The organism is Paenibacillus sp. 4624 (assembly GCF_050435065.1).
GTDB classification, from domain to species: Bacteria; Bacillota; Bacilli; order Paenibacillales; family Paenibacillaceae; genus Paenibacillus; species Paenibacillus amylolyticus_D.
Genome location: NZ_JBNDJR010000001.1, coordinates 968100 through 990127 on the forward strand (window position 1 = coordinate 968100; position 22028 = coordinate 990127).

General features: G+C 43.9%; 21 protein-coding genes and 1 pseudogene. 17 read left to right on the forward strand and 5 right to left on the reverse strand.

Annotated elements, in window-relative coordinates:
- The 10 genes from xseA (at position 1) to spo0A (ending at position 10911) form a co-directional block, all read left to right on the forward strand.
- Positions 1-1365, forward strand: coding sequence for an exodeoxyribonuclease VII large subunit (gene xseA / locus ABIE27_RS04240; RefSeq protein ID WP_123062253.1), 1365 nt, complete (start codon positions 1-3; stop codon positions 1363-1365).
- Positions 1355-1612, forward strand: a complete 258-nt coding sequence (xseB, locus tag ABIE27_RS04245; protein WP_090922507.1) for an exodeoxyribonuclease VII small subunit — start codon at positions 1355-1357, stop codon at positions 1610-1612. Before xseA ends, xseB begins: the two co-directional genes overlap by 11 nt.
- Positions 1605-2510: a polyprenyl synthetase family protein gene (locus ABIE27_RS04250; protein WP_123062252.1), complete on the forward strand. Its 906-nt coding sequence runs from the start codon at positions 1605-1607 to the stop codon at positions 2508-2510. Before xseB ends, ABIE27_RS04250 begins: the two co-directional genes overlap by 8 nt.
- A gap of 285 nt (positions 2511-2795) precedes the next feature.
- Positions 2796-4703 (forward strand): 1-deoxy-D-xylulose-5-phosphate synthase, encoded by a 1908-nt coding sequence (gene dxs / locus ABIE27_RS04255; RefSeq protein ID WP_123062251.1) that lies wholly within the window; start codon positions 2796-2798, stop codon positions 4701-4703.
- A gap of 31 nt (positions 4704-4734) precedes the next feature.
- Positions 4735-5580 (forward strand): TlyA family RNA methyltransferase, encoded by an 846-nt coding sequence (locus ABIE27_RS04260; protein WP_123062250.1) that lies wholly within the window; start codon positions 4735-4737, stop codon positions 5578-5580.
- An 86-nt stretch (positions 5581-5666) separates the two neighbouring features.
- Positions 5667-6152, forward strand: a complete 486-nt coding sequence (locus ABIE27_RS04265) for a hypothetical protein (protein ID WP_429349962.1) — start codon at positions 5667-5669, stop codon at positions 6150-6152.
- Positions 6153-6247: 95 nt separating this feature from the next.
- Positions 6248-6697 carry a transcriptional regulator AhrC/ArgR gene (ahrC, locus tag ABIE27_RS04270; RefSeq protein WP_090922497.1) on the forward strand — a complete coding sequence of 150 codons (450 nt, stop codon included), beginning with the start codon at positions 6248-6250 and terminating at the stop codon, positions 6695-6697.
- Positions 6698-6720: 23 nt separating this feature from the next.
- A complete protein-coding gene (gene recN / locus ABIE27_RS04275) occupies positions 6721-8439 on the forward strand; it encodes a DNA repair protein RecN (RefSeq protein WP_123062248.1) in 1719 nt (572 codons plus the stop codon).
- 120 nt (positions 8440-8559) lie between these two features.
- Positions 8560-9888: a SpoIVB peptidase gene (spoIVB, locus tag ABIE27_RS04280; RefSeq protein WP_429349963.1), complete on the forward strand. Its 1329-nt coding sequence runs from the start codon at positions 8560-8562 to the stop codon at positions 9886-9888.
- Positions 9889-10092: 204 nt separating this feature from the next.
- Positions 10093-10911 carry a sporulation transcription factor Spo0A gene (spo0A, locus tag ABIE27_RS04285; RefSeq protein WP_123062246.1) on the forward strand — a complete coding sequence of 273 codons (819 nt, stop codon included), beginning with the start codon at positions 10093-10095 and terminating at the stop codon, positions 10909-10911.
- A 413-nt stretch (positions 10912-11324) separates the two neighbouring features.
- Here spo0A and ABIE27_RS04290 read toward each other — a convergent pair whose 3' ends face one another.
- Positions 11325-12077: a hypothetical protein gene (locus tag ABIE27_RS04290; RefSeq protein WP_123062245.1), complete on the reverse strand. Its 753-nt coding sequence runs from the start codon at positions 12075-12077 to the stop codon at positions 11325-11327.
- Positions 12078-12263: 186 nt separating this feature from the next.
- On the opposite strand from ABIE27_RS04290, the pseudogene ABIE27_RS04295 reads away from it, so the two are divergent.
- Together ABIE27_RS04295 and ABIE27_RS04300 are read left to right on the forward strand one after the other, a co-directional pair.
- A pseudogene (locus tag ABIE27_RS04295) lies at positions 12264-12378 on the forward strand (sporulation initiation factor Spo0A C-terminal domain-containing protein); the annotation flags it as partial.
- A gap of 268 nt (positions 12379-12646) precedes the next feature.
- Positions 12647-13609 carry a GGDEF domain-containing protein gene (locus ABIE27_RS04300; RefSeq protein WP_123062244.1) on the forward strand — a complete coding sequence of 321 codons (963 nt, stop codon included), beginning with the start codon at positions 12647-12649 and terminating at the stop codon, positions 13607-13609.
- Positions 13610-13934: 325 nt separating this feature from the next.
- Here the strand turns inward: ABIE27_RS04300 and ABIE27_RS04305 are convergent, their stop codons facing one another.
- Positions 13935-14753, reverse strand: a complete 819-nt coding sequence (locus ABIE27_RS04305; RefSeq protein ID WP_429349964.1) for a hypothetical protein — start codon at positions 14751-14753, stop codon at positions 13935-13937.
- A gap of 213 nt (positions 14754-14966) precedes the next feature.
- On the opposite strand from ABIE27_RS04305, the gene ABIE27_RS04310 reads away from it, so the two are divergent.
- The 4 genes from ABIE27_RS04310 (at position 14967) to ABIE27_RS04325 (ending at position 20063) form a co-directional block, all read left to right on the forward strand.
- Positions 14967-16937, forward strand: a complete 1971-nt coding sequence (locus tag ABIE27_RS04310; RefSeq protein WP_429349965.1) for an AraC family transcriptional regulator — start codon at positions 14967-14969, stop codon at positions 16935-16937.
- A 152-nt stretch (positions 16938-17089) separates the two neighbouring features.
- The gene (locus ABIE27_RS04315; RefSeq protein ID WP_123062241.1) at positions 17090-18124 is read left to right on the forward strand and encodes an NAD(P)/FAD-dependent oxidoreductase; all 1035 of its coding nucleotides are present in this window, start codon (positions 17090-17092) and stop codon (positions 18122-18124) included.
- A gap of 271 nt (positions 18125-18395) precedes the next feature.
- Entirely contained in the window at positions 18396-19049 is a 654-nt protein-coding gene (locus ABIE27_RS04320) for a hypothetical protein (RefSeq protein WP_123062240.1), read from the forward strand.
- Positions 19050-19586: 537 nt separating this feature from the next.
- The gene (locus ABIE27_RS04325) at positions 19587-20063 is read left to right on the forward strand and encodes a hypothetical protein (RefSeq protein WP_090922478.1); all 477 of its coding nucleotides are present in this window, start codon (positions 19587-19589) and stop codon (positions 20061-20063) included.
- A 104-nt stretch (positions 20064-20167) separates the two neighbouring features.
- Here the strand turns inward: ABIE27_RS04325 and ABIE27_RS04330 are convergent, their stop codons facing one another.
- Positions 20168-20767, reverse strand: a complete 600-nt coding sequence (locus ABIE27_RS04330) for a thymidine kinase (RefSeq protein WP_090922476.1) — start codon at positions 20765-20767, stop codon at positions 20168-20170.
- A gap of 176 nt (positions 20768-20943) precedes the next feature.
- On the opposite strand from ABIE27_RS04330, the gene ABIE27_RS04335 reads away from it, so the two are divergent.
- The gene (locus ABIE27_RS04335) at positions 20944-21156 is read left to right on the forward strand and encodes a hypothetical protein (protein WP_123062239.1); all 213 of its coding nucleotides are present in this window, start codon (positions 20944-20946) and stop codon (positions 21154-21156) included.
- 22 nt (positions 21157-21178) lie between these two features.
- Here ABIE27_RS04335 and ABIE27_RS04340 read toward each other — a convergent pair whose 3' ends face one another.
- Together ABIE27_RS04340 and ABIE27_RS04345 are read right to left on the reverse strand one after the other, a co-directional pair.
- Positions 21179-21526 (reverse strand): potassium channel family protein, encoded by a 348-nt coding sequence (locus tag ABIE27_RS04340; protein ID WP_123062238.1) that lies wholly within the window; start codon positions 21524-21526, stop codon positions 21179-21181.
- Positions 21527-21579: 53 nt separating this feature from the next.
- Complete coding sequence (locus ABIE27_RS04345; RefSeq protein ID WP_123062237.1) at positions 21580-21897, reverse strand: DUF2627 domain-containing protein; 318 nt, start codon at positions 21895-21897, stop codon at positions 21580-21582.
- Between the last annotated feature and the right edge of the window lie 131 nt (positions 21898-22028).

The following is a 22028-nucleotide window of genomic DNA, read 5'->3' on the forward strand; positions in this document are numbered from 1 at the left end:
GTGGCAGAGCAGAAAATTTACTCTATTAAAGACCTGAACCGATATATCCGGATGAAACTGGAATCGGATCAGGTTCTGTCGGACGTCTGGCTGCGCGGAGAGATATCCAATTTCACGCATCACTCCAGCGGCCACATGTATTTTACGTTAAAGGATAAGGACAGTCGAATCAAATCCATCATGTTTGCCTCACATAATCAGCGTTTACCCTTTGTACCGAAGGAGGGTGCAAGGGTTATTGCGCGTGGTAACGTTTCGGTATACGAACGTGACGGGCAGTATCAATTTTATGCGACACATATGCAACCAGATGGTATAGGCAGTCTGTATCTGGCCTATGAGCAGTTGAAAAAGAAACTGGAGGACGAAGGATTGTTCTCTCCTGCTCGCAAAAGAGCCATTCCACGTTATCCAAATACCATTGGTGTTGTAACATCTCCTACAGGAGCGGCTGTTCGTGACATTATGATCACACTGCACCGAAGATATCCATCGGCTAAAGTTGTTTTGTACCCGGTGCTTGTTCAAGGCAAGGGGGCCGCGCCATCCATCGTCAGAGCGATAAACAACTTTAACCATATGGCTGAAGCAGATGTGCTTATTGTGGGACGGGGCGGTGGATCACTCGAAGAACTGTGGGCTTTTAACGAAGAAATTGTAGCTCGTGCCATTGCAGCTTCGACCATTCCAGTGATCTCTGCGGTTGGTCATGAAACGGACTTTACGATTGCGGATTTTGCTGCGGATTTACGTGCTGCGACACCAACGGCGGCAGCGGAACTTGCTGTGCCGAATCGTGCAGAGCTGATGGAACAGATTGCACGAAGACAGCGCCAATTACAAAACAGTCTGAAACAACGTGCTGTGTACCATCGAGAACGCCTAACTCGTCTTCAGCGTTCTCCAGTGCTGGTGCATCCGCGCAGAACGTTGATGCAACATACGGAACGTCTGGATATGCTGCATCAACGCTTGCAACGAAGTGTGAATACACGCATGAAATGGACAGGAGAAAAACAAGAACGGTTGCGAACGGCTTTACAGCGTTTTAATCCTCGGGAACAAGTGAATACAGCACGTCGGGATAATGCTGCGGCTCGTAAGCAACTTGAACTTGCGATGAGATCAATTGCACGTAGCAAGCAACAACAATGGAAGTCGCTTGTACGGCATCTCGACGCACTCAGTCCGCTGAAGGTAATGTCACGTGGTTATAGTCTAGTCTACGATGAGAAGGAACAGCAACTGATTAAATCCATAAACGATGTACAGCCGGGCGACTCGGTGAAGATCAAATTAGCGGACGGACAGCTGGACTGTCAGGTCTGGGGAATGAAGGAGGACAACAACATCCATGGCGAATGAACCGGAACTGAATTTTGAAGAGGCAATGGCGGCATTAGAAGACATCGTAGGTCAGCTGGAGCATGGGGATGTTCCTCTGGAACAAGCGATTGATTTGTTTCAGCGCGGAATGAAACTTTCCCAGTTATGCGGTTTGAAGCTTGAACAAGTGGAACGCAAGATCGAGATGATCGTAGAAGAAGATGGGGAGCTTCGCAAGAAGCCTTTTGGTACGGCTGACGAGGAGAGCGGTGAGATCAATGAGTAACCGCCTTTCATTCGAAGCTTATCTTCAGGAAGTTACTGGAGATGTTACAGAAGCGCTGAAACATACCCTTCCCGGGCATTGGGATGTGCCTCGTTCGCTCACGGAATCGATGCAGTATTCATTAATGGCTGGAGGTAAACGCCTTCGTCCACTTCTGGTCGTTGCTGCGGCGGAAGCCTTCGGTGCGGAGCGTACAGCTGCGATGCCGGTAGCCTGCGCCGTGGAGATGGTTCATACATATTCGTTGATCCACGACGACTTGCCTGCGATGGATAATGATGATTACCGTAGGGGAAAATTAACGAATCACAAAGTATATGGCGAAGCAACAGCCATTCTAGCAGGAGATGCACTGCTAACCCATGCTTTCTACAGCATTGTTCAGGCTGGACGTCAAAGCGGAGTAGATGCTTATGCTTTGTTAGCTATTGTCCAGGATTTGGCTGAACTTGCAGGAGCCAGAGGCATGGTCGGGGGGCAAGTTGCTGATATGGAAGGCGAGCAAGGAATGACTGATTTGTCTCAGCTTCAGTATATTCATCTGCATAAAACAGGTGATCTGATTGTCTTTTCCCTCCTTGCAGGTGCTCGCATCGGCGGAGCTACACCAGGACAGCTCGAGGCTCTACGCGTATTTGGCCGGGATTTAGGGCTTGCGTTCCAGATTCAGGATGACATTTTGGACTTGACGGGCGACGAGCAGAAGATGGGGAAAAAAACGCAAAGTGACGTGAATCAGCAGAAGGTAACTTATCCGTACTTCATTGGAATGGAAGCTTCCGTTGCCGAAGTGAATTCCCTCACGCAATCGGCTAAAGATGCACTTGAACGAGCGCAATTGCCGGATGCTTCGCGGTTAATGGAGATTGCCGATTATCTGATGAGTCGTGACCATTAACATTTAACGAAGCAGGCTGATTCAATGTGAAATGAACGGTGTAATGATAGTAATGGCCTATTCATGCCAATAAACGAAAAAGTCCTTTCATCATTGGGGAGTACATAATTATAGAGCTTCGGATATGAATCGTAAGCGAACGATTCGTGATCGGCTGAAGTGGCTGTAAATTATGATTCTTGTTCGTTTATGGTATAATGATTCAATGTTATTCAATCCATTACACTCAATAAATGATATACATCTAATAAACAAACAACATTCTAGGAAAGCGGGGAGATTCTCGTGCTGCTTCCACAAATTAAACAACCCAGTGATCTAAAGGTGATGTCCCAGGATGATCTTGTCCTGTTGTCGGCAGAGATCCGCCAGTTTCTGATTGAGAAGCTGTCTGCTACAGGTGGGCATCTTGCACCGAACTTAGGAGTGGTTGAGCTCACCGTGGCCCTGCACTACTGCTACAACAGTCCGACGGATAAAATGATTTTTGACGTAGGACACCAGGCTTATGTGCATAAAGTTTTGACGGGCCGGATGGATCGCTTTGATACGCTGCGCCAACAGAACGGATTATGCGGATTTGTCAAACGGAACGAAAGTGAACATGACGTATGGGAAGCTGGCCACAGTAGTACTTCATTGTCTGCTGCTATGGGTATGGCTATGGCTCGTGATCTGAAAGGTGAGGATAACCAGGTCATTGCCATCATTGGAGACGGAGCGCTTACAGGCGGTATGGCGTTTGAAGCTCTGAACCATATCGGACATGAACAACGTAAGCTGATGGTTATTCTAAATGATAATGAAATGTCTATCGCACCCAATGTGGGAGCCATGCATAAATACTTAAGTAAAATTCGTTCAGATCGTCATTACTTGAAAGCTAAAGATGATGTGGAAGGTATTCTCAAAAAAATTCCGGCCATTGGTGATCGTCTGGCAAAATCGGCGAGCTGGATTAAGGATAGTGTCAAATATATGATGGTTCCTGGTGTTCTTTTTGAAGAACTGGGTTTCACGTATTTAGGCCCGATTGACGGGCATGACATTCCGCAACTGATAGAGGCTTTCAAACAGGCTGACAATGTGGATGGTCCTGTAATGGTTCATGTGCTTACAACCAAAGGTAAGGGTTATCAGCCTGCTGAGGCGGATTCGCATAAGTGGCACGGAATATCGCCATATAAAATTGAATCAGGTCAAGTGCTCAAAGCAGTTGGAAAACCGATGTATACCGAAGTATTCGGTCAAACGCTGGTTGAACTTGCAAAAGAGGATAAACGGATCGTTGCGGTTACGCCTGCGATGCCAACAGGTTCAGGTCTAATTCCTTTCAGCAAAGAGTTTCCGGATCGCATGATTGATGTGGGGATCGCGGAACAGCATGCAGCTACGATGTGTGCGGCACTGGCGATGGAAGGGCTAAAACCTGTCTATGCGGTGTACTCTACGTTCATGCAACGTGCATATGATCAGATTGTTCACGATATCTGTCGTCATAATGCAAATGTTATATTTGCAATTGACCGCGCTGGATTTGTTGGACCTGACGGTGAGACCCATCAGGGAGTATACGATGTTGCGTTTATGCGTCACATTCCCAATATCGTACTTATGATGCCAAAAGATGAGAATGAACTGCGCCATATGATGAAAACGGCGCTGGATTATAACGAAGGTCCGATTGCGTATCGTTACCCGCGTAACAATGTGGTCGGCGTACCATTGGATGACGTGTTAGTTCCGATTCCAATCGGATCCTGGGAACAGCTGCGTCCAGCTGAAGGGTACGCGATAATCGCCTCGGGTTCCATGGTTCAGCTGGCTGAGGAAGTTGCAGATACGGTGAAAAGGGAAGGGATAAATACTGGAGTTATCAATGCTCGTTTCCTCAAACCATTGGACGAACAGATGCTGCGTGATTTGGCTGTCCGGGGGACAAAGCTAATAGTGCTTGAAGAAACCTCTCAGGCAGGTAGCATGGGAAGTGCGGTATTGGAATTTTATGCTGAGCAAGGTATACATGATGTTCATGTACATCTGATGGGCATCCCTGATCGATTTATCGAACATGGCAGCATCAAGGAACAACGTGAAGAAGTTGGTCTGACGGTGGAGAATGTAAGTGCCGAATTACGCAAAATGGCCGTGCAATCTTCATACGGAATGTCCAAAACACGTTTCCCTTCCTAACATTAGAATGATTAGCGGATAGGAGAAAGACATGTCACTCCCGAAAGAACGAATCGATGTGCTGCTGGTGGAACAGGGCTACTACGAAAGCCGTGAGAAGGCAAAGGCTGCGATTATGGCTGGACTTGTGTATGCTAATAATGAACCGATTGAAAAAGCAGGCATGAAAATTCCAAGGGATGCTCAGCTGAAGGTAAAAGGTTCAGTGCATCCTTATGTAGGCAGAGGTGGACTAAAGCTTGAAAAAGCGATTCGTCATTTCAACCTGAATATGAATGATCTTGTTATGTTGGATATTGGTTCATCCACGGGTGGTTTTACGGATTGTGCTCTTCAACATGGTGCATCCCACGTATACGCCATTGATGTGGGGTATAATCAACTGGACTGGTCACTGCGTAATGATGAACGGGTCACTGTAATGGAACGTACCAATTTCCGTTATGTCACACCTGAGGATCTGAGTGGTCCTGTGCCAAACTTTGCAAGCATTGACGTATCCTTTATTTCTTTGCGAATTATACTTCCACCACTGCTGGCTCTGTTGCAGCGGCCTGCGGATATTGTGGCTCTAATTAAACCACAGTTTGAGGCCGGGCGAGATAAAGTGGGTAAATCTGGTGTTGTCCGGGACACGAAGGTACACAGGGATGTATTGCAGACCATGCTTCAATTTGCGAGTCAACTTGGATTAAACCTGAGAGGTCTGACCTTCTCGCCAATTACGGGCGGGGAGGGAAATATCGAATTTCTCGCACACTGGCGTCTGGAAGCACCAGAGGCCGCACAACCAGAGAACGACGAGGCTTCACTTGATGCACTTGCAGAGCAGGTGGCCAAAGAAGCCGCTCATACTTTTACGGGAAACTCATCATAGGATGAGTTTCTTTTCGCTGGAAAGATATTCGGAGACAAAGGAAAACGGGTGTTCGATCTCGAATATATCACTTGAGGTGAGCGGTAATGGATGGTCAATATGACACAATCGTTATTGGTGTGTTTGCTGTCTGTTTAATCGTATGGTTGTTTCTCGGACTGCGTAGCTGGCTGAATCGACCGATTCCGGTAAGCTTGGCCGAATTGAGACTTAATGAAAACATACAAGATTCTCCTGCTCTGACTTTACTTGAGGCACATGGATATGACGTGATCGGTGGAAAAATGAAAGTACCTTTAGCCTTTGAAGCCGATAATTCCGTATTATACAGCAGGTTGTTTATTGATTATGTTGCTGAACGGGAGGATGCAAGGTATTTGGTCAAAACTTCGCGTCGCAGACAGCCGCTTGAACGAAGCGGACCTGCCATAAGAGATCGCTTTCTTCCCTATTTATTATTGTACCCTGGATGTGAAGGATTGCTTTATGTAGATCTGGAGGATTCCGATATAATGGTAATCAGGCTTATGGATTATCAAGAAGACGTGTATGATGGAGAGGATATGGATTAATATATAATAAGCATTAAATATGGCATGATACAGCATTGCGGTAAAGGTCAAGTCAAGGCCGCATCTTTGCAATATATTTTTAATTGGAGGCATATATGAAAGGACAACGACATATCAAGATTCGTGAAATTATTAGTCAAAATGAAATAGAGACCCAGGATGATCTGGTTGAAGCATTGCGTCAAGCGGGTTTTCAAGTGACACAAGCAACGGTATCGCGGGATATTAAAGAGCTTCTTTTAATCAAAATTCCAATGGATGATGGACGATATAAATATTCCCTCCCAACCGATCAGCGCTATAATCCGATTCAAAAGCTCAAGCGTGCTCTCGTTGATAATTTCCTGCACATTGATCACACCAACAATCTTGTGGTGATGAAATGTTTGCCGGGAACAGCGAACTCCATTGCAGCATTGCTTGACAACATTGAGTGGACTGAAGTGATGGGCACGATCTGTGGAGATGATACGATCCTTATTATTTGCCGTACAGAAGACAATAGCGTCACTGTCATTGAGCGCATCATGGGATATATTGCTTAAATCAGCCGGAGGTGTTTTTGCAGATGTTAGTTACATTATCAATTCGCAATCTCGCCGTGGTGGAAGAAGTCGATGTGGTCTTTCATCCGGGATTTCATGTGTTGTCTGGGGAAACCGGTGCAGGTAAATCCATTATCATCGATGCTCTGGGCTTGATCGCGGGGGGGCGAAGTTCAGCAGATCTGATCCGGTACGGATGTGACAAAGCAGAGATGGAAGCGCTGTTTGAGATGGAGCCAAGCCACCCGGTGTGGAGTACGCTGGAGCAGCTGGGCATTCATTGTGAGCCGGAGGAACATCTGGTGATTCGGCGTGAATTGAACACGCAGGGTAAAAGTACATCACGGATTAACGGACAGCTTGTGAATTTGACAATGCTGCGCGAAGTGGGCGAGAAGCTGATCAATATTCACGGTCAACATGAGCATCAGAGTCTGCTTCGTGCAGAAAGTCATCTCGGACTGCTTGATACGTATGGCTCCGGTATTATCGGCCCCGTCAAAGCTAAATATCAGGAGCGATACAGCAAATTTATTGCAGCGGAGAAGGAATTACGAGCGCTACAAGAGTCAAGCCAGCGGGCTTACCAACTGCTTGATATGTACCGTTTTCAACTGGAAGAGATCGCTGCAGCCAGTCTTACCCGAGGAGAAGATGAATTACTTGGCGAAGAACGGGTCAAACTATCCCATAGCGAGAAAATGATGGACAGTGTTTCTGGTGCATACGAATTACTAAGTGGACAACGCGGATTAGAAGCAATAAGCATCGCGTTATCCCAAATTGAAGATATCTCTGGATATGACAGTAAAAGATTACAGCCGATTGTAGAGCAACTGCAGTCTGCTTTTTATCAATTGGAAGACGTCACCTTTCAACTGCGTGATTATCGGGAACGAATCGAATTTAACCCTGGCAGACTGGAAGAGGTAGAACAACGATTAAATCTGATTTCTGGACTAAGACGTAAATATGGAGACAGTGTAGAACTCATTTTGAATTATTATGAACAGATCAGTCATGAGACCGACCAGCTTGAGAACAAAGATGAGCGCTTGGAAAAGCTTCGCACGGAGCGTGACAAATTGCTTGTGCTTGTGATGGAATCGGCTGAAGAGTTAAGCAAAGTGCGCAAACAATGTGCGGAGGAACTGGCTGCTCAGGTAGAAAGTGAGCTCAAGGATCTGCAGATGGAACGAACATCACTGCGTGTTCAGATCGTGCCTGCGGAAGATCCAAAGGGAATTGAATGGAATGGACGTCGTATCAGGTTCAGTCGCCAAGGTGCGGACAATGCGGAATTTCTGATCTCTCCTAATCCAGGTGAGCCTCTTCGGCCGCTAGGCAAAATTGCTTCGGGCGGAGAATTATCCAGAATCATGCTGGCGATGAAGAGCATATTTGCTCGTCATGACCGCATTCCGGTATTGATTTTTGACGAGGTGGATACAGGGGTTAGCGGCCGGGCAGCACAATCCATTGCAGAGAAGCTTCATCGTCTGTCTTCGACGTGTCAGGTATTCTCCATTACACACTTGCCGCAAGTAGCTTGTATGGCGGATCATCAGTATTTGATTGAGAAACATGTCTACGACGGGCGTACGATGACTCAAGTCGAATCGCTGTCTGAGGAAGGCCGAGTGAAGGAATTGGCGCGTATGCTCGGTGGTGTGGAAATTACAGAAAAAACATTGCATCATGCGCAAGAAATGCTGAATCTGGCGGAAGCCAAAAAAGGGTGAAACGGACGGCTGGCGTAATGATTGACAGTAATAAAAGCCTGGGGGCAGGGTTATCTTATAGGTACGCAATTGGCGACCACCTTTCGTCAAGCGAAAGAAGCAAAGGGAGTGTGACAGCCATTGAATTCCCCCCTCAGGAAAAAATTGCTAGGTCTTTTATTTGCCTTCTTTCTATGTGTACTTAGCCAGGTTGTACAGCCGATGCAGAGTTATGCTTCTCTGCCTGATGAAGTGCAGGTCTTCGCAGGCAGGCAGGCAGACGTCAGGCTGGCAGTACCAGCCGCTTCAAGCGCTGTCGTAGATCGACCTGATATCGTGGGATTGGATCATCAGTCTGCGCTCAAGGTTACTCGTCAGGAACCTTTACATCTTCATCCTCAGCAGACGGGACGTGCTAAACTAACCTTGAAGTTATGGGGAAAAATTCCCGTTAAAACGGTTAATGTAAACGTAATTCCTGATCTGCGTGTTGTTCCAGGGGGTCAAACGATTGGCGTCAAAGTTAAATCTGCAGGTATCCTGGTTGTAGGGCATCATCTCGTTCGTTCTATTCCGGATGAACAAAAATCACCAGGTGAAGCGGCAGGGATCAAATTAGGTGACCTGATTACACATATGGATGGCAAACGTCTGGATGGTGTAGCGGGTGTGTCCGAGGCCGTAGAACTTGCTGGTAAACGTAATCAAGGTATTGATGTTGTGCTAAAACGGGGCAATGAAACCATTAAAACCAAGTTAACCCCGGCGTATGATGCAGAAGATAAAGCCTGGAGACTTGGATTGTACATTCGAGACTCGGCAGCTGGTGTAGGTACGCTTACCTTCTACGCACCTGATCAAGGCGTTTATGGGGCATTGGGTCATGTCATTACGGACATGAATACTCAAACCTCTATCGTTGTAGGCAGTGGACAAATTGTACAGTCTAATGTAACGTCCATCTCCAAAAGTGAAACTGGTGATCCTGGTGAGAAAAGAGCCCATTTTCTTAAAGAAAGCAAAATTTTAGGAAACATCGAGCGTAATACGGCTTTTGGTATCTTCGGTAAAATGTCTCAGAATCCGGAACATAGCTTGTATTCGCAAGGAATACCTGTCGCTTTTTCACATGAAGTGAAGGAGGGGCCGGCCGAGATTTTGACTGTGGTCGATGGGCAACAGGTTGAGCGATTCACCATCGATATTGTGCATGTTGCAGATCAATCGGAGCCAGCGACAAAAGGGTTGGTATTGCGTATTACAGACCCTAAACTGATCGATAAGACGGGTGGCATCGTTCAAGGAATGAGTGGTAGCCCGATCGTTCAAGACGGCAAGCTTATTGGTGCAGTGACTCATGTCTTTGTGAATGATCCGAAATCGGGTTATGGATGCTTCATTGAATGGATGCTTCAAGATGCTGGTGTAATGATGAAAAAAGGTCAAGCGAAAAACCTTAAGGCTGGTTAAACAGCTCTAAGGTTTTTTTGTCGAAAGTAAACATATTATATCGTATGCTGAAATAAAATATTTATTATAAAGGATCAAGAAAAAAAAATAAAGAAAAATAATTTTCGACAGAAGGAATTTCACTTGGCGTGTCGAAAATTTAACGTGTAAGGAAATGTACGAAATTGTAAAATACGAGGTTTTAAATAAAAGGAGGATACCGTTTTGCAAAAAATTGAGGTATTGCTGGCCGATGATAACCGTGAATTTACGAATTTGCTCGCCGAATATATATCCGAACAGGAAGATATGGAAGTGACCGGTATTGCATACAACGGTGAAGAAGTACTGCAATTGCTGGAACAAACTCGGGATGTACCGGATGTATTAATTCTGGATATTATCATGCCTCATCTGGATGGACTCGGAGTGTTGGAGCGTCTGCGCGGCTTGAACCTGTCTCCGCAGCCTAAAGTAATTATGCTCACTGCATTCGGCCAGGAAAACATCACACAGCGTGCTGTGCAACTCGGAGCTTCCTATTACATTCTCAAGCCATTTGACATGGAGGTACTGGCGAATCGTGTACGTCAGCTTGTCGGGACGCAAACGACAATGTCTACAAGCAGCGGTTCTTCTTCTTCCTCCATGTATATCAATAAATCTAATGTTGTACCGATGGGCAAACACAAAAATCTAGATGCCAGTATTACGTCAATCATACATGAAATCGGAGTTCCTGCGCATATTAAAGGATATCAGTATTTGCGTGAAGCCATCACGATGGTATACAACAATATCGAAATCTTGGGTGCCATCACCAAAACATTGTACCCAGCGATTGCCGAAAAATTCAAAACGACGCCGTCCCGCGTCGAACGTGCCATCCGTCACGCGATTGAAGTGGCATGGACACGCGGCAACATCGACAGCATCAGCCACCTGTTTGGTTACACCATCAACATCAGCAAGTCGAAACCGACGAACTCGGAATTCATCGCGATGGTCGCTGACAAGCTGAGAATTGAGCATAAGGTTAGCTGAAAGGATAAGCTGTAAGATTTTTAGGATATTAAGGACTATTACGTTTAGTTGCGGCTATAAAAAATAAGCCGATAATATCGGATAAATAATACAACAAAAACCACTTGTTTATGGGATTTCTACATTCACATAAACAAGTGGTATTTCTTATCGACAAATTTATGCTTTGTATCAGTTCGAAAAATCTTTTCCGCAAGACATCGGCTTCCTTTGTTTGGCGTATGATTTACAAAATCTGGCGAAGGTCAAGCCAAATCAAGTTTATATTTATTTCAAAAAAAGAGAAAATTCTCAACGTAAATTAAATAAAACTGACACCGTAAGATTAACGACGTCAGTTCGAGACATAAATGTTTTACAATGTTTTGAATTGAGATATTAAAATCAGAATTCAATGAGATGTTCTTTTCTTTTTATCCTTGTATCCATGATGTAACAGCAATGGATGATGGCTTTGGTTCAAGATATGTTGCTCCACCCAAAAGCGTATCACCGAAGAGCCCTTTTTGATAAACTTGACCATACGTTGATTTATAAATTGGATAGCCAACTCCTATACCTGTTTTACCTCCGGGGACATTCATAGGAACCATTACGGATGTGGATACGCCAATTTGTTCATTAAGGCTACGACCAAACTCAGCCGCAACAAACTCTTTAACTCCGAGGCTGAGAGAAGTTTGTACCTCTACTGATACACTTTCGTTTGCAGCTATCGAAATTTCTACACCATTGCATGACTGAGTTTTCGGTTTATTGCAAAAGTGTTTACCTCTTGCAATTTCAGTCCAACCATCAACACTTTGGGTTGGACTTTTTACAAGTTTGAAACCCCAAATGTTCTGTGGACTAATAGAGTCATCTTGCTCTTTTACAAGATCTCGAGGGTTATCAGATTCATTGTTTACTATTTGAATCGAAACCAACTTTGCGCTTTCGGAAGGCTTTTCAAGTCCGTATTTCTCAATAAGTTCTTCCTGATTATTTTCTGTAGCGTAAACAGTGGTGTTTTCTTTAATTGGTTCCCCATTTAGGTAAACATAGCCATAGATTTCACCAGAATTTACGGGGATCAACTCTTTTTCGGAAGCACTGGCTAGACTGTAAAAAGTAGCAGATATAGCCAAGACTGAAGAAGCGAGGACCAGAGATAATTTCTTCTTCAATTTTTTAGTCCCCCTTTTAATATTATGTACTAATAATATCCAATTGGAATGGTATATTCAACATATATTTGTAAATATAATTAATCTTTTGGAAGTAAAAAGAGTCAACCTATTAAGTTTCATTAAAATGATTTTTCCACATAATATATTGACTAACGTTAAATTATATAGAAGTGTATAAACTGCTACCCAGCTATTGCCGAAAAAATTCAAAATGATGCAGTTCACATCGAACTTGCGATCCGTCACGCCATTGAACTGGCATGGACTCGAGGGCATCAGTGACAGCATTAGCCACCTGGATGTTTTGCTAAAGCCCAATAAATATCCGAATTTTTAGTGTATTTCTATATTTGATTTAATAGACATTACAAACTAACATTTTGAACAACACGAAAAAGTGTAAATGTGACTTATTACCTAAAAAGTTTACAGATTTAAGCAAAGCATTGGTGTTTTTCGAAAAAATTTACCTGAAGTTAACGCTTTTTTAGGTAAAAAGTGGTACGATGTGACCACGGATAGATCAAAAGTGACATGGTTGATGATATGGCGAGGGGTTGATTTATGTGTTTACTCAAATAGGTGAAATTGCTGAACCGATTCCAGTCGTACTGCCAGAAACCAAGTGTGATGCCTTATATCAACTGTTTAAATCGAATCCAAATCTGGAGGGTGTAGCGGTTGAAGGGAAAAAAGGAATTTCATTGATGATGCGAACACGTTTTTTTCAACAGATCGGCTCACAATATGGTTACAATCTCTACATGGGGCGTCCTGTGAAGCTGCTTATGAACGTAAACGCACTGGTCGTAGATTATTCGGAACAGATTACAGATGTCAGCGTGGCGGCGATGAAGCGTGAAGAAGCGGATCTGTATGATCTAGTTTTGGTAACATCTGGAGATCGATTCCATGGGGCAGTGAGTATTCGGCGATTATTGCTGGCGGTTGCGGATGTTCGAGCGGAAATGGCTATATTTATGAATCCGTTAACAGGGCTTCCCGGCAATCGAATCATAGATGATCGATTAGTTCAGGTGCTTAAACAGGATCAGTTCAGTGTTCTATACATTGATCTGGATCAGTTCAAATCGTATAACGATAGTTATGGTTTCAAATTGGGGGACGAGCTTATCCAAGCAACGGCTACTTTACTCCGTGAGCATTTTGGGGTAGCAGAGGCTTTTCTTGGACATATCGGCGGGGATGATTTTATCGCAATCCTGAACCACCATCAGTATAAGCGGATCTGTGAAGAAGTCATTTCCCAGTTTGAAGAGTTGAAGAAAAATTTCTACAACGAACAGGACTGGAACAATCAGTATGTGATGGGTGAAGGCCGCTCGGGCTTGAATCGACCTATTCCATTAGTGTCCGTATCCATTGCTGTTGTAACCAATCTATATCAACGATATGAAAATATTAATCAAATTATTGATGAAGCTACACGTGTGAAAAAAAGCTGCAAATCCATCAATGGCAGCATCATTTGTTCGAATGACATGGAGGGGGAGGCTGTGCGGGCCTAGTTGTGCCTAAACTTAGATACTACATAAGTTAATGTTAACGGTTTAGAGGAGAATTAATCATATTGAAATTGAAGCTTAAATCCATGCAAATCAAATGAGCCTGAATCACTGTCAATGGTGAATGACAAAAAAACGCCGAGATTTGGAGAATACGTCCCAAAAAACAGCGGTTGTCTAATTAGATGGATCGATCAAAAGAATCACAAGATGTGAAGCAATGAAGGATTGTTAGGTGATATAAAAGGTAATATTAAAACCGTCTCACAATATGTATATTTTCTTTACAGGTCTACATCCGTTTAGGTCTAACCATAATTCACCTTCCTTAGATACGAATGTCCACAGAAGAATAAGCCGAAGCAGCAGATTCACTTGCTTTGTTTGGTACAGAGCTGCTTACGCGTCCCTGTTCTAATATTTCCTCATCGGTTGTACTGCCTTTCGGCTTAGAAACAGCCGATTTTCCTCGGTCAATCTCTTGAGATTCTTCTTTGGTCGAACCTACAGATCGGGGAAGCTGTCCCGAATCGTAACGTCCAGGTTTATGAATTTCGTCTGCCAACTCACCGAGCTTATGATTCGCTTTACCTATGTGGGACTCTAGATCCTGCACCACTTCTCTTTTTTTCTGAAAAACGGTGTGTTCTGCGTTTTCCAGCATCTGCGTTTTGCCAAGATCGCTGTGCGTGTCGTTCTCCAGCACAATCCGGTCAAACCGGGTTTCCCCCTCAATAGTATGAATAGAACTTTGCATTTTGTCCCGCAAACCAATCAGCTTTCCCATCTGATCATACGTCTGACTATGCTTGATAAGATGACTCATTGACGGCGTCTGTTGTTGCTCTTCCGGCTTGGATTGTTGTTGCTTCGTCTGATCCATCTGTTGTAACTTGTTTTTCTCTTCCATCTCTTCTGCTTTGATCTGGGCAATGCGGCTATCAATCTGTGCAATGGAACTCGTTAAGGATTTTATGCGTTCTGCCTTTGTTTTGGTATCGAGCTCATCATTGGATTTAACAACCTGGATTTGTTCATTGAATTTTACTTTCTGCTGCATCAACCCTTGAATTTCTTTATCTCGATTTGAGGTGGGGCTGGCTGGTGGTGTGAAGCTATTTTTGGTTGCAGGTGAAATTGAATTCATTTTACCTTCTCCCTCTTTAGTATGGTCATGGTCTTTTATACATATATCGGTTGATAAGGGAGAGAAATAAAGGTTCTTTCTGCTCAATAAAAATATACTTTACGTAAAGTATTGCGAACTTCATCCGTATAATTGATAATGGTTATCAATGAGTGTGAGAGAGAGAATTTTTACAGTTATTGTTTCAGGAGAAACGGGGATTGGAGAGAAATGATGAAATTAAACGAACAGATGCAATATTGGAATTATGCGGCCGTGAAGGTGCTGGATATACGCCGTATCGTCTTAAAGAAGGAAATACAACAGGGATCATATACATTGCCTGCTGCTTGTTTTGTATATTCGATTCGAGGGTCGGCCGAACTTCAATTGAACGGACATAAGTATAGATCAGAACCATTTTTTATACTTCATGGAGCCAAAGGATCATTATTGAATATACAGAACCATGAAGATTTCGAATATATTATGTTGTATTACAGAGCATTTCGAGCATTTCCAAATTATCGTAAAAGGTGGTCGCAGGGACAGGCTCTAGGTGCTCCGTTATCCTTACAATATGGATTTACACCGAGTAGTCCACTGAAATTGTTACGATATCTTGATGAGATGGAGAAAGTATGGGCGCAACAATCAAATTTGAACCTGCTTCATACGAAGAGTCTGTTTTATCAATTCATTCATGAACTGATGGTTCAGCTGGCTGCACAAGAGGGCCAAACCGAACTTGTTGATCCGGTGAAACAAACGCTTGAATACATTCATCAGCATTATAGAGAACAGGTTACACTTGATTTTTTAGCTGAACAATTCAATTTTAGCTCCCGTCATCTATCGATGCGATTTAAACGAAAGACGGGGTACAGTCCCATCGATTACTTAATTCAGACGCGAATTGGCAAGGCTCAGGATTTACTTGCTCACTCTGATGCAAAGCTCGGTGATATTGCGGCAGAGGTTGGTTATTCAGATGTGTATTATTTTAGCCGAATTTTCAAGAAACATGTGGGCATGTCTCCAAGATTGTATCAAAAGAAGAAGAAAGGATTGGGCCAAACAGAAGATCGTCCATTGCAAGTATCCGAATCGTCCATTGGCTGGGCATTGAAGTCAAGATATATTGATTATGATAATCATTATCGATATATAAACGGAGGGTCCACAATGAAAAGAAAAAATTCAAGTTCCAGTATGATCATGATTGCAATATTAAGTTTAACGATGCTGCTTACGGCCTGTTCTTCAGGTACCGCCAATACACTTTCAGCAGGAGAAGGAACGGGTGCTAATTCGACTAACAGTAGTTCATCAGTAACATCAGAGACGGGGAGTCAAGTTAACAAAGATAATGAAACACGCACGGTCTCAACCATAAAAGGTGATGTTATTGTTCCAGCTAATCCGAAAAGAGTTGTTGTGCTGTATCTCCAAGGTGATGTGGTTGCACTTGGAGTCAAGCCAATCGCTACATCAGATGTATACGACGGAGCTGCTTACAAGAGTGAGCTTGAAGGTGTTAATTCATTGGGTACCTGGTTCGAACCGAACCCTGAAGCGGTCATTGACCTTGATCCAGATCTGATTATTGTTCCGTCGGAAGAAACATATAACACATTGAAAAATATCGCACCTACGGTGTATATTCCCTACGAGAAAATGACAACTGAAGAACGACTTCACAGCATAGCGAGCATTTTTGGCAAAGAGAAGGAAGCTGAAGTCTTGATTGATAACCTTAACAGCAAAGTGGAAGAGAGTAAAAAAACTCTTGCAGACGCAGGTATATTGGATAAAACCATTTCCATAATTGAAGGCGGACTGAAAGGTATGGTCGTTGTGGAGAGCAAGCAATTTGGTCGGGGTTCTCAGGCAGTTTATGAGTATTTGGACATGAAAGCTCCTAAAGTAGTGCAAGACAAAATCGATGTCGTATCAGACGCCGCTGGCTCTACAATCTCGATGGAAGTTCTTCCAGAGTACATAGGTGACTATGTGTTTCGATCTGTGTACGAAGGGGCAGATAATCTAACGGATAATCCGATATGGCGTAACATTAAGGCGGTCAAAGAAGGTCGGTTGATCGAAATTGATTTTGATTTCTTTTATTATTCAGACATCTATTCCATCAATAAACAGCTCGATTTTGTTGTAGATAAACTTTTGTCTGCTCCAAGAGCACACTAAATGAAGAAGAAATCGTGCACATAAAGTTACGCAGGAGGCGAAAATGATATAGGCATTGTAATTTGAACCAATTTCCATTAGACTTAAACGATAATGAGAATCAATATCATATGAACAATTACCATAGTCGAGTGGATGGAGGTCCTGTAGAGATGAATCAAGAGTTGGAGCTTTATGATGTAACAATTATCGGAGGAGGCCCAGCGGGCATGTACTCTGCTTTTTATAGCGGTATGCGTGATATGAAAACGAAATTAATTGAGGCACGCGACAGATTGGGAGGACGAATGCTGTTTTATCCGGAAAAGATGATCTGGGATGTTGGAGGGGTAACACCGATCCTGTGCGAAGATCTGATTAAACAGCTGGAGCAGCAGGCGCGTACATTTGAACCGACACTTGTGTTTGAACAACAGATTGAAGGATTTGAACGTAAACCGGATGGTACCATTCTGCTAACTTCCGCTACAGGTGAGCAACACTGGACCCGTACTGTCATTCTGGCTATAGGATATGGGATATACAAAATGGCGAAACTGGAGCTTGAAGGGGCAGACCGCTATGAAGTATCCAATCTACATTATACGGTGCAAGAGCTCGAGCCTTTCCGCGGTAAACGAGTGTTAATCTCGGGTGGGGGAGACTCCGCTGTGGATTGGGCGAATGAACTAGAGAGCTTGGCTAAGCAGGTAACGGTGGTGCATCGACGTGATCACTTCGGAGGACTGGAACGGAACGTGTCGCGTATGAAAGAATCTTCAGTTGACGTGCGTACACCCTACTCAATTGAGAAGTTACACAGCATAAGTGGTGATATGATCGAACAGGTAACTGTTACACATATGGAAAGCGGAGAGACGGAGATGCTCGAAGTGGATGCGGTGATTGTCAATCATGGCATGAAGAGTGATTTTGGCCCCATTCGTGATTGGGGATTAGACTTGGGTGAATGGCATGTTAGTACAACCGAGAGATTGCAAACGAACATACCTGGCGTTTTTGCCGCGGGTGATTTCGTCGATTATGGAAGCAAGTTGTATCTGATCGCGGGTACATTTACAGATGCAGCTCTGGCCGTTAACAGTGCGAAGCTGTATATGGATCCGGAAGCCGAGAAAGTAGCGTATGTCTCTTCTCATAACAGTCGCTTCAAAGAAAAAAACAAAGCACTTGGTGTTGTGGAGTAGTTAATATTACGTTTAAACAAGATCGGAACTCAAAATAACTTCGGGTATTTCCCGGGGTTATTTTTTTTTGCTTCATATGTGGTATGAAGTAGAGAGAATTGCACAAGATAGAACAGAATTTGAACAGGTTTCGAATTGAAGATCAGCACTAAACCGTCTATAATCAAAATCTACAACAGCTTTGCGCGAATCATAACATATTCCCACATCACGCATGCTAGCCTAGAAACTCAAAACCGGATTACAATTCGACAAGGGTGGAGTGCAACATATGAAAAAAAGTTCATCATCCGGACAACAAAATACTACTTTCATTCAGCGATTGCTTCATCGGGTGAATATGAAACGAGTGAAATGGTCCGAGGTTTATCTTGCTACAGCCGGAGCCCTGCATCGTTTATTGGTCGAGGGCCGCCGTAAACGTGCTGCTGTAAAAAGGCAACAGCAGGACATGCCTCTTAGTGAATTAAAATCGTTGAAGCTTGAGCCAGGGGACATCGTCTATACGCCAAGCTCGGAATCAACCTATTATGCCGGGCATATGGGCATTATTGGTCTGGACGGAAAGGTGTATCATGTGCACCCTTACGGGCCGGTTTTTGCCGATACACTGGACTGGTATCTCACTCGCTTTTATGAAGGAGATCGCTTCATTGTGTTCCGTTCCAAGCTCCGTCAGGTGGGTACTCGGGCAGCAGAATGGGTTCAAGAGCATTATGAGCAGGTGAAGTTCTACCGCTTGCAAACGAACCTTCTAAGTATCGAGCGAAATTATTGTTCCAAATTCATATATCAGGCATATAAGTTTACATCCGGACTGGATCTGTGGGGACGAAAGTTCGCTAAACTGAAACAGGGATTCATCTATCCTTTTCGGATTGAACGTTCATCCGATCTGGACGTACTGGGCACATATTATAAATGAAATGATGAATGAAAAAACCGATTAGTCAGCTGTTTCTCGAGTGCAGAGAAGACAGGTGTCTGCGGTTTTTTTTAATATGTACTGAGATTAAAACAGGAAAAACACTCGAAACGTCGAATAAAATATGAGATCGGCACGCACAACTTGGAATCGTATACATAACAGGTGGCGCGATTTTGCAGGCCAAGGAAAAACGACGATAGGGCAAGCGCATAAGAAAGAGTGAGCGAATATGAATTGGCTGGGCTTTTTACGAAGATTTCGGCGGCAGCAAAACGTAGTGAAGCTATCGGACTACACTCCAAAAAAGGAAAGGAGGAACTACTGTTCCATTTGCAGGAAACCTGTGAAAAGGGTTGTGTATTACGCCGCTCCACAGGGAAATGTTACAGGTGTATGCAGTTCTTGTAAGACATTAGCAGATGAGAGAGGTATGTATCCCATTTAATAAGAAGAAATGCGCTCAGGAAACAATATTTTTTTGATTTATGCGCGTTTTTGTAGTACATTAGCAAATGTATTCGAAGGAGGATTCTAATGTACTCAGGAAGACAAGACGATACTTTATACATCATGACCTACACCTTAAATAGCGGTATCAAGGGTACGGTTCCACTGTCTAATAAGCAGATTGTTGAATGGCTCGATTGTTATAGAAATGAGAGACGCTTCGTGACGGAGATCGGCAAAGAGTTTTTTGGATTAAATGCAGGTTTGGTCGCAGACTTTAAGGTTCAAAATCATCTATCCGATTATCAGCAGACGATCATGCCAACGCAACAGCAGGATAACCTGGAACGTCTGTCCAGTGCTTATAAATCCACCGAGCTATTAATGAAGATTGATTGTAAATGCGGTACGGCCTATGTCACGGAATCTCCTTATAAGCGGACCAAATGGTATTGCACAAAATGTAAAGAGATTGTATTCCTGGATGCCAAAAAAGGAATGGTAGAAACGTCACGTGGCGACGCATATTACATGACCAACAAATATTTTGTTTCCCGTGATTAGCGGGAAGTGATTTGGAGAGCATCGCATACAGCGGTGCTTTTTTGTGCCTGTCCCTTTGCTGGTAATAAAAAAAAGCCCAATTGGGCTTCGGTGTTTATTGTGTCTTAGGACGGGCATTCCACTTTGTGAGGAGGAATAAAGCAGCAGCGACAGCGGGGCTCATAAGCCTCCGAATCGCCAATCATGACAACTGGACCCAAAGTGACGGGTTCTCCGTTGACAATGCGCTGTGTAAAGGCAGCATCCGGGCTGCCACATACTGCGCAGAATGCAGAAAGTTTCTCAATATCATCAGCCATGGCAAGCAGGCCGCCGATATATCCGAATTCTTTTCCGCGATAATCCATGTTCAGTCCGTCCACAATCACATGTTTGCCACAGTAGGCCAGTTCGGAAACGAGTTCCATGATCGCACTGCTGAAAAACTGAACTTCATCAAAGGCAACAACATCAGCATCTATGGTTTGATTCAGAATAGTCTCTACAGATTCCGGCGTTAATTGCCGGGGAATGGAATGGGCGGGAAGTCTGTAGCCGATCCGGCTTACAATCTCGTCCTGAGCAAAACGATCATCTTCGGCTGGTTTGTAGGCAACGACCTTTTTACGGCCAAATTGAATAAGTTTCTGACAACGGCGAATAAGTTCACCAGATTTTTCACTAAACATGGGTCCAGTAATTACGGTAATACGTCCAGTTTGCACGGTGCTGCTACCCCTCTCGCATACGGAATTCAAAAAAAGCGACCATTACAGATTACCACATCTTCTTTGGAAAGAGCCAGAACTAATATGAATCGGTTTGTGTTACTATATGGATGGTTACGATGTTGGTTCCGAAAGCCGGAGCCACTGGATTCATCTGAAAAGAGGTGTTACCCATGAACGAAGCATTAACTTTACTGAAGCAGCGTTATGAGGAGCTGAATAAACAAGGCAAGCTGGATGAAGCTGCGCAGGCATTATTTACAGAACTACTGACAGAAGCAGAACGGTTGCAGGCCAGTAATCTGGCGCTACGCAGAACGATTCTGAAGTCCTCTTCGAAAGAGTCACGCATGTCGACTAAACTTCGAGATGCCTTGTATGAATGAAACTAACAATTGAAAGTGATAACTACTCGACATCTTCTTCTGTCTTCATTCTGCGGGGGAATAGAATGCCAGCTGTTATTCTGGCAATCATGGCAAAGGTAAGGCCAATACCTGCAAACATGTAAATTACGGTAAACGCCTTGCCAAATCCGGTCGAAGGCTCGAAATGGGGATGTCCTACCGTCGTTAGAGTAACTGCACAGAAATACAGGGCGTCAATCCAGTGGAGACCTTCCACACGTGTATAAAACAGCGTACCCGAGAGTAAGGTAGCAGCTGTCAAAACGAATAAAGCCAAAAATTTCGGGTCCTTGAATGCATGGAAAATGCCTTTAAGCAGACGCTTTAATGTCAGTAAAAAGGATACCATATGAATCCATCCTGTCTGTATGAAGTGTGTGGAAAAAACAAAAAAGCCCGGAATTATGAACTGCTTCCGGGTGTTTCAACCTGTTCGGACTGTTTTTTGGAGCGAAAACGTGGTCCTACATAATTACGCTTGCGGTCACGGAACAGAATCCAGCCCCCCAGAAAACTCATACCTGCGGCAAAAAGTACAAGTCCGCCCAGGAAGGAGAGCCACTGAAAGCCGGGGGCGATCATGTCGTTTCCATGTTCGGCGTAATATAGAAACAGGGCATCTTTCATCATAAGAAAACCCTTCATGGCCATTAAGCCGGGGATAACGAGTACAATTATCGCGAGGAATCTCGCAAAGACTATTTTTGTATTCATGAGCATTATACCCTTTCTGCCAAAGTAGACATAAAATAAAGGTTACGCTTACAGGGAATCCCTGCTTATATCATAGCTTGGAATGTACAGACTGTCCATGCGAGAATGGTCAAACTTTGAGTTGACCGCTCAAGGAG

Excerpts from the sequence above, each read along its gene's own strand:
- ABIE27_RS04320 (WP_123062240.1), top strand. The coding sequence starts at position 18,396 with ATGAAAAAAAGTTCATCATCCGGACAACAAAATACTACTTTCATTCAG.
- ABIE27_RS04345 (WP_123062237.1), bottom strand. The coding sequence starts at position 21,897 with ATGCTCATGAATACAAAAATAGTCTTTGCGAGATTCCTCGCGATAATT.
- ABIE27_RS04315 (WP_123062241.1), top strand. The coding sequence starts at position 17,090 with ATGAATCAAGAGTTGGAGCTTTATGATGTAACAATTATCGGAGGAGGC.
- ABIE27_RS04340 (WP_123062238.1), bottom strand. The coding sequence starts at position 21,526 with ATGGTATCCTTTTTACTGACATTAAAGCGTCTGCTTAAAGGCATTTTC.
- xseB (WP_090922507.1), top strand. The coding sequence starts at position 1,355 with ATGGCGAATGAACCGGAACTGAATTTTGAAGAGGCAATGGCGGCATTA.
- recN (WP_123062248.1), top strand. The coding sequence starts at position 6,721 with ATGTTAGTTACATTATCAATTCGCAATCTCGCCGTGGTGGAAGAAGTC.
- ABIE27_RS04250 (WP_123062252.1), top strand. The coding sequence starts at position 1,605 with ATGAGTAACCGCCTTTCATTCGAAGCTTATCTTCAGGAAGTTACTGGA.
- ABIE27_RS04325 (WP_090922478.1), top strand. The coding sequence starts at position 19,587 with ATGTACTCAGGAAGACAAGACGATACTTTATACATCATGACCTACACC.
- ABIE27_RS04335 (WP_123062239.1), top strand. The coding sequence starts at position 20,944 with ATGAACGAAGCATTAACTTTACTGAAGCAGCGTTATGAGGAGCTGAAT.
- ABIE27_RS04260 (WP_123062250.1), top strand. The coding sequence starts at position 4,735 with ATGTCACTCCCGAAAGAACGAATCGATGTGCTGCTGGTGGAACAGGGC.
- ABIE27_RS04265 (WP_429349962.1), top strand. The coding sequence starts at position 5,667 with ATGGATGGTCAATATGACACAATCGTTATTGGTGTGTTTGCTGTCTGT.
- ABIE27_RS04310 (WP_429349965.1), top strand. The coding sequence starts at position 14,967 with ATGAAATTAAACGAACAGATGCAATATTGGAATTATGCGGCCGTGAAG.
- ABIE27_RS04305 (WP_429349964.1), bottom strand. The coding sequence starts at position 14,753 with ATGAATTCAATTTCACCTGCAACCAAAAATAGCTTCACACCACCAGCC.
- ahrC (WP_090922497.1), top strand. The coding sequence starts at position 6,248 with ATGAAAGGACAACGACATATCAAGATTCGTGAAATTATTAGTCAAAAT.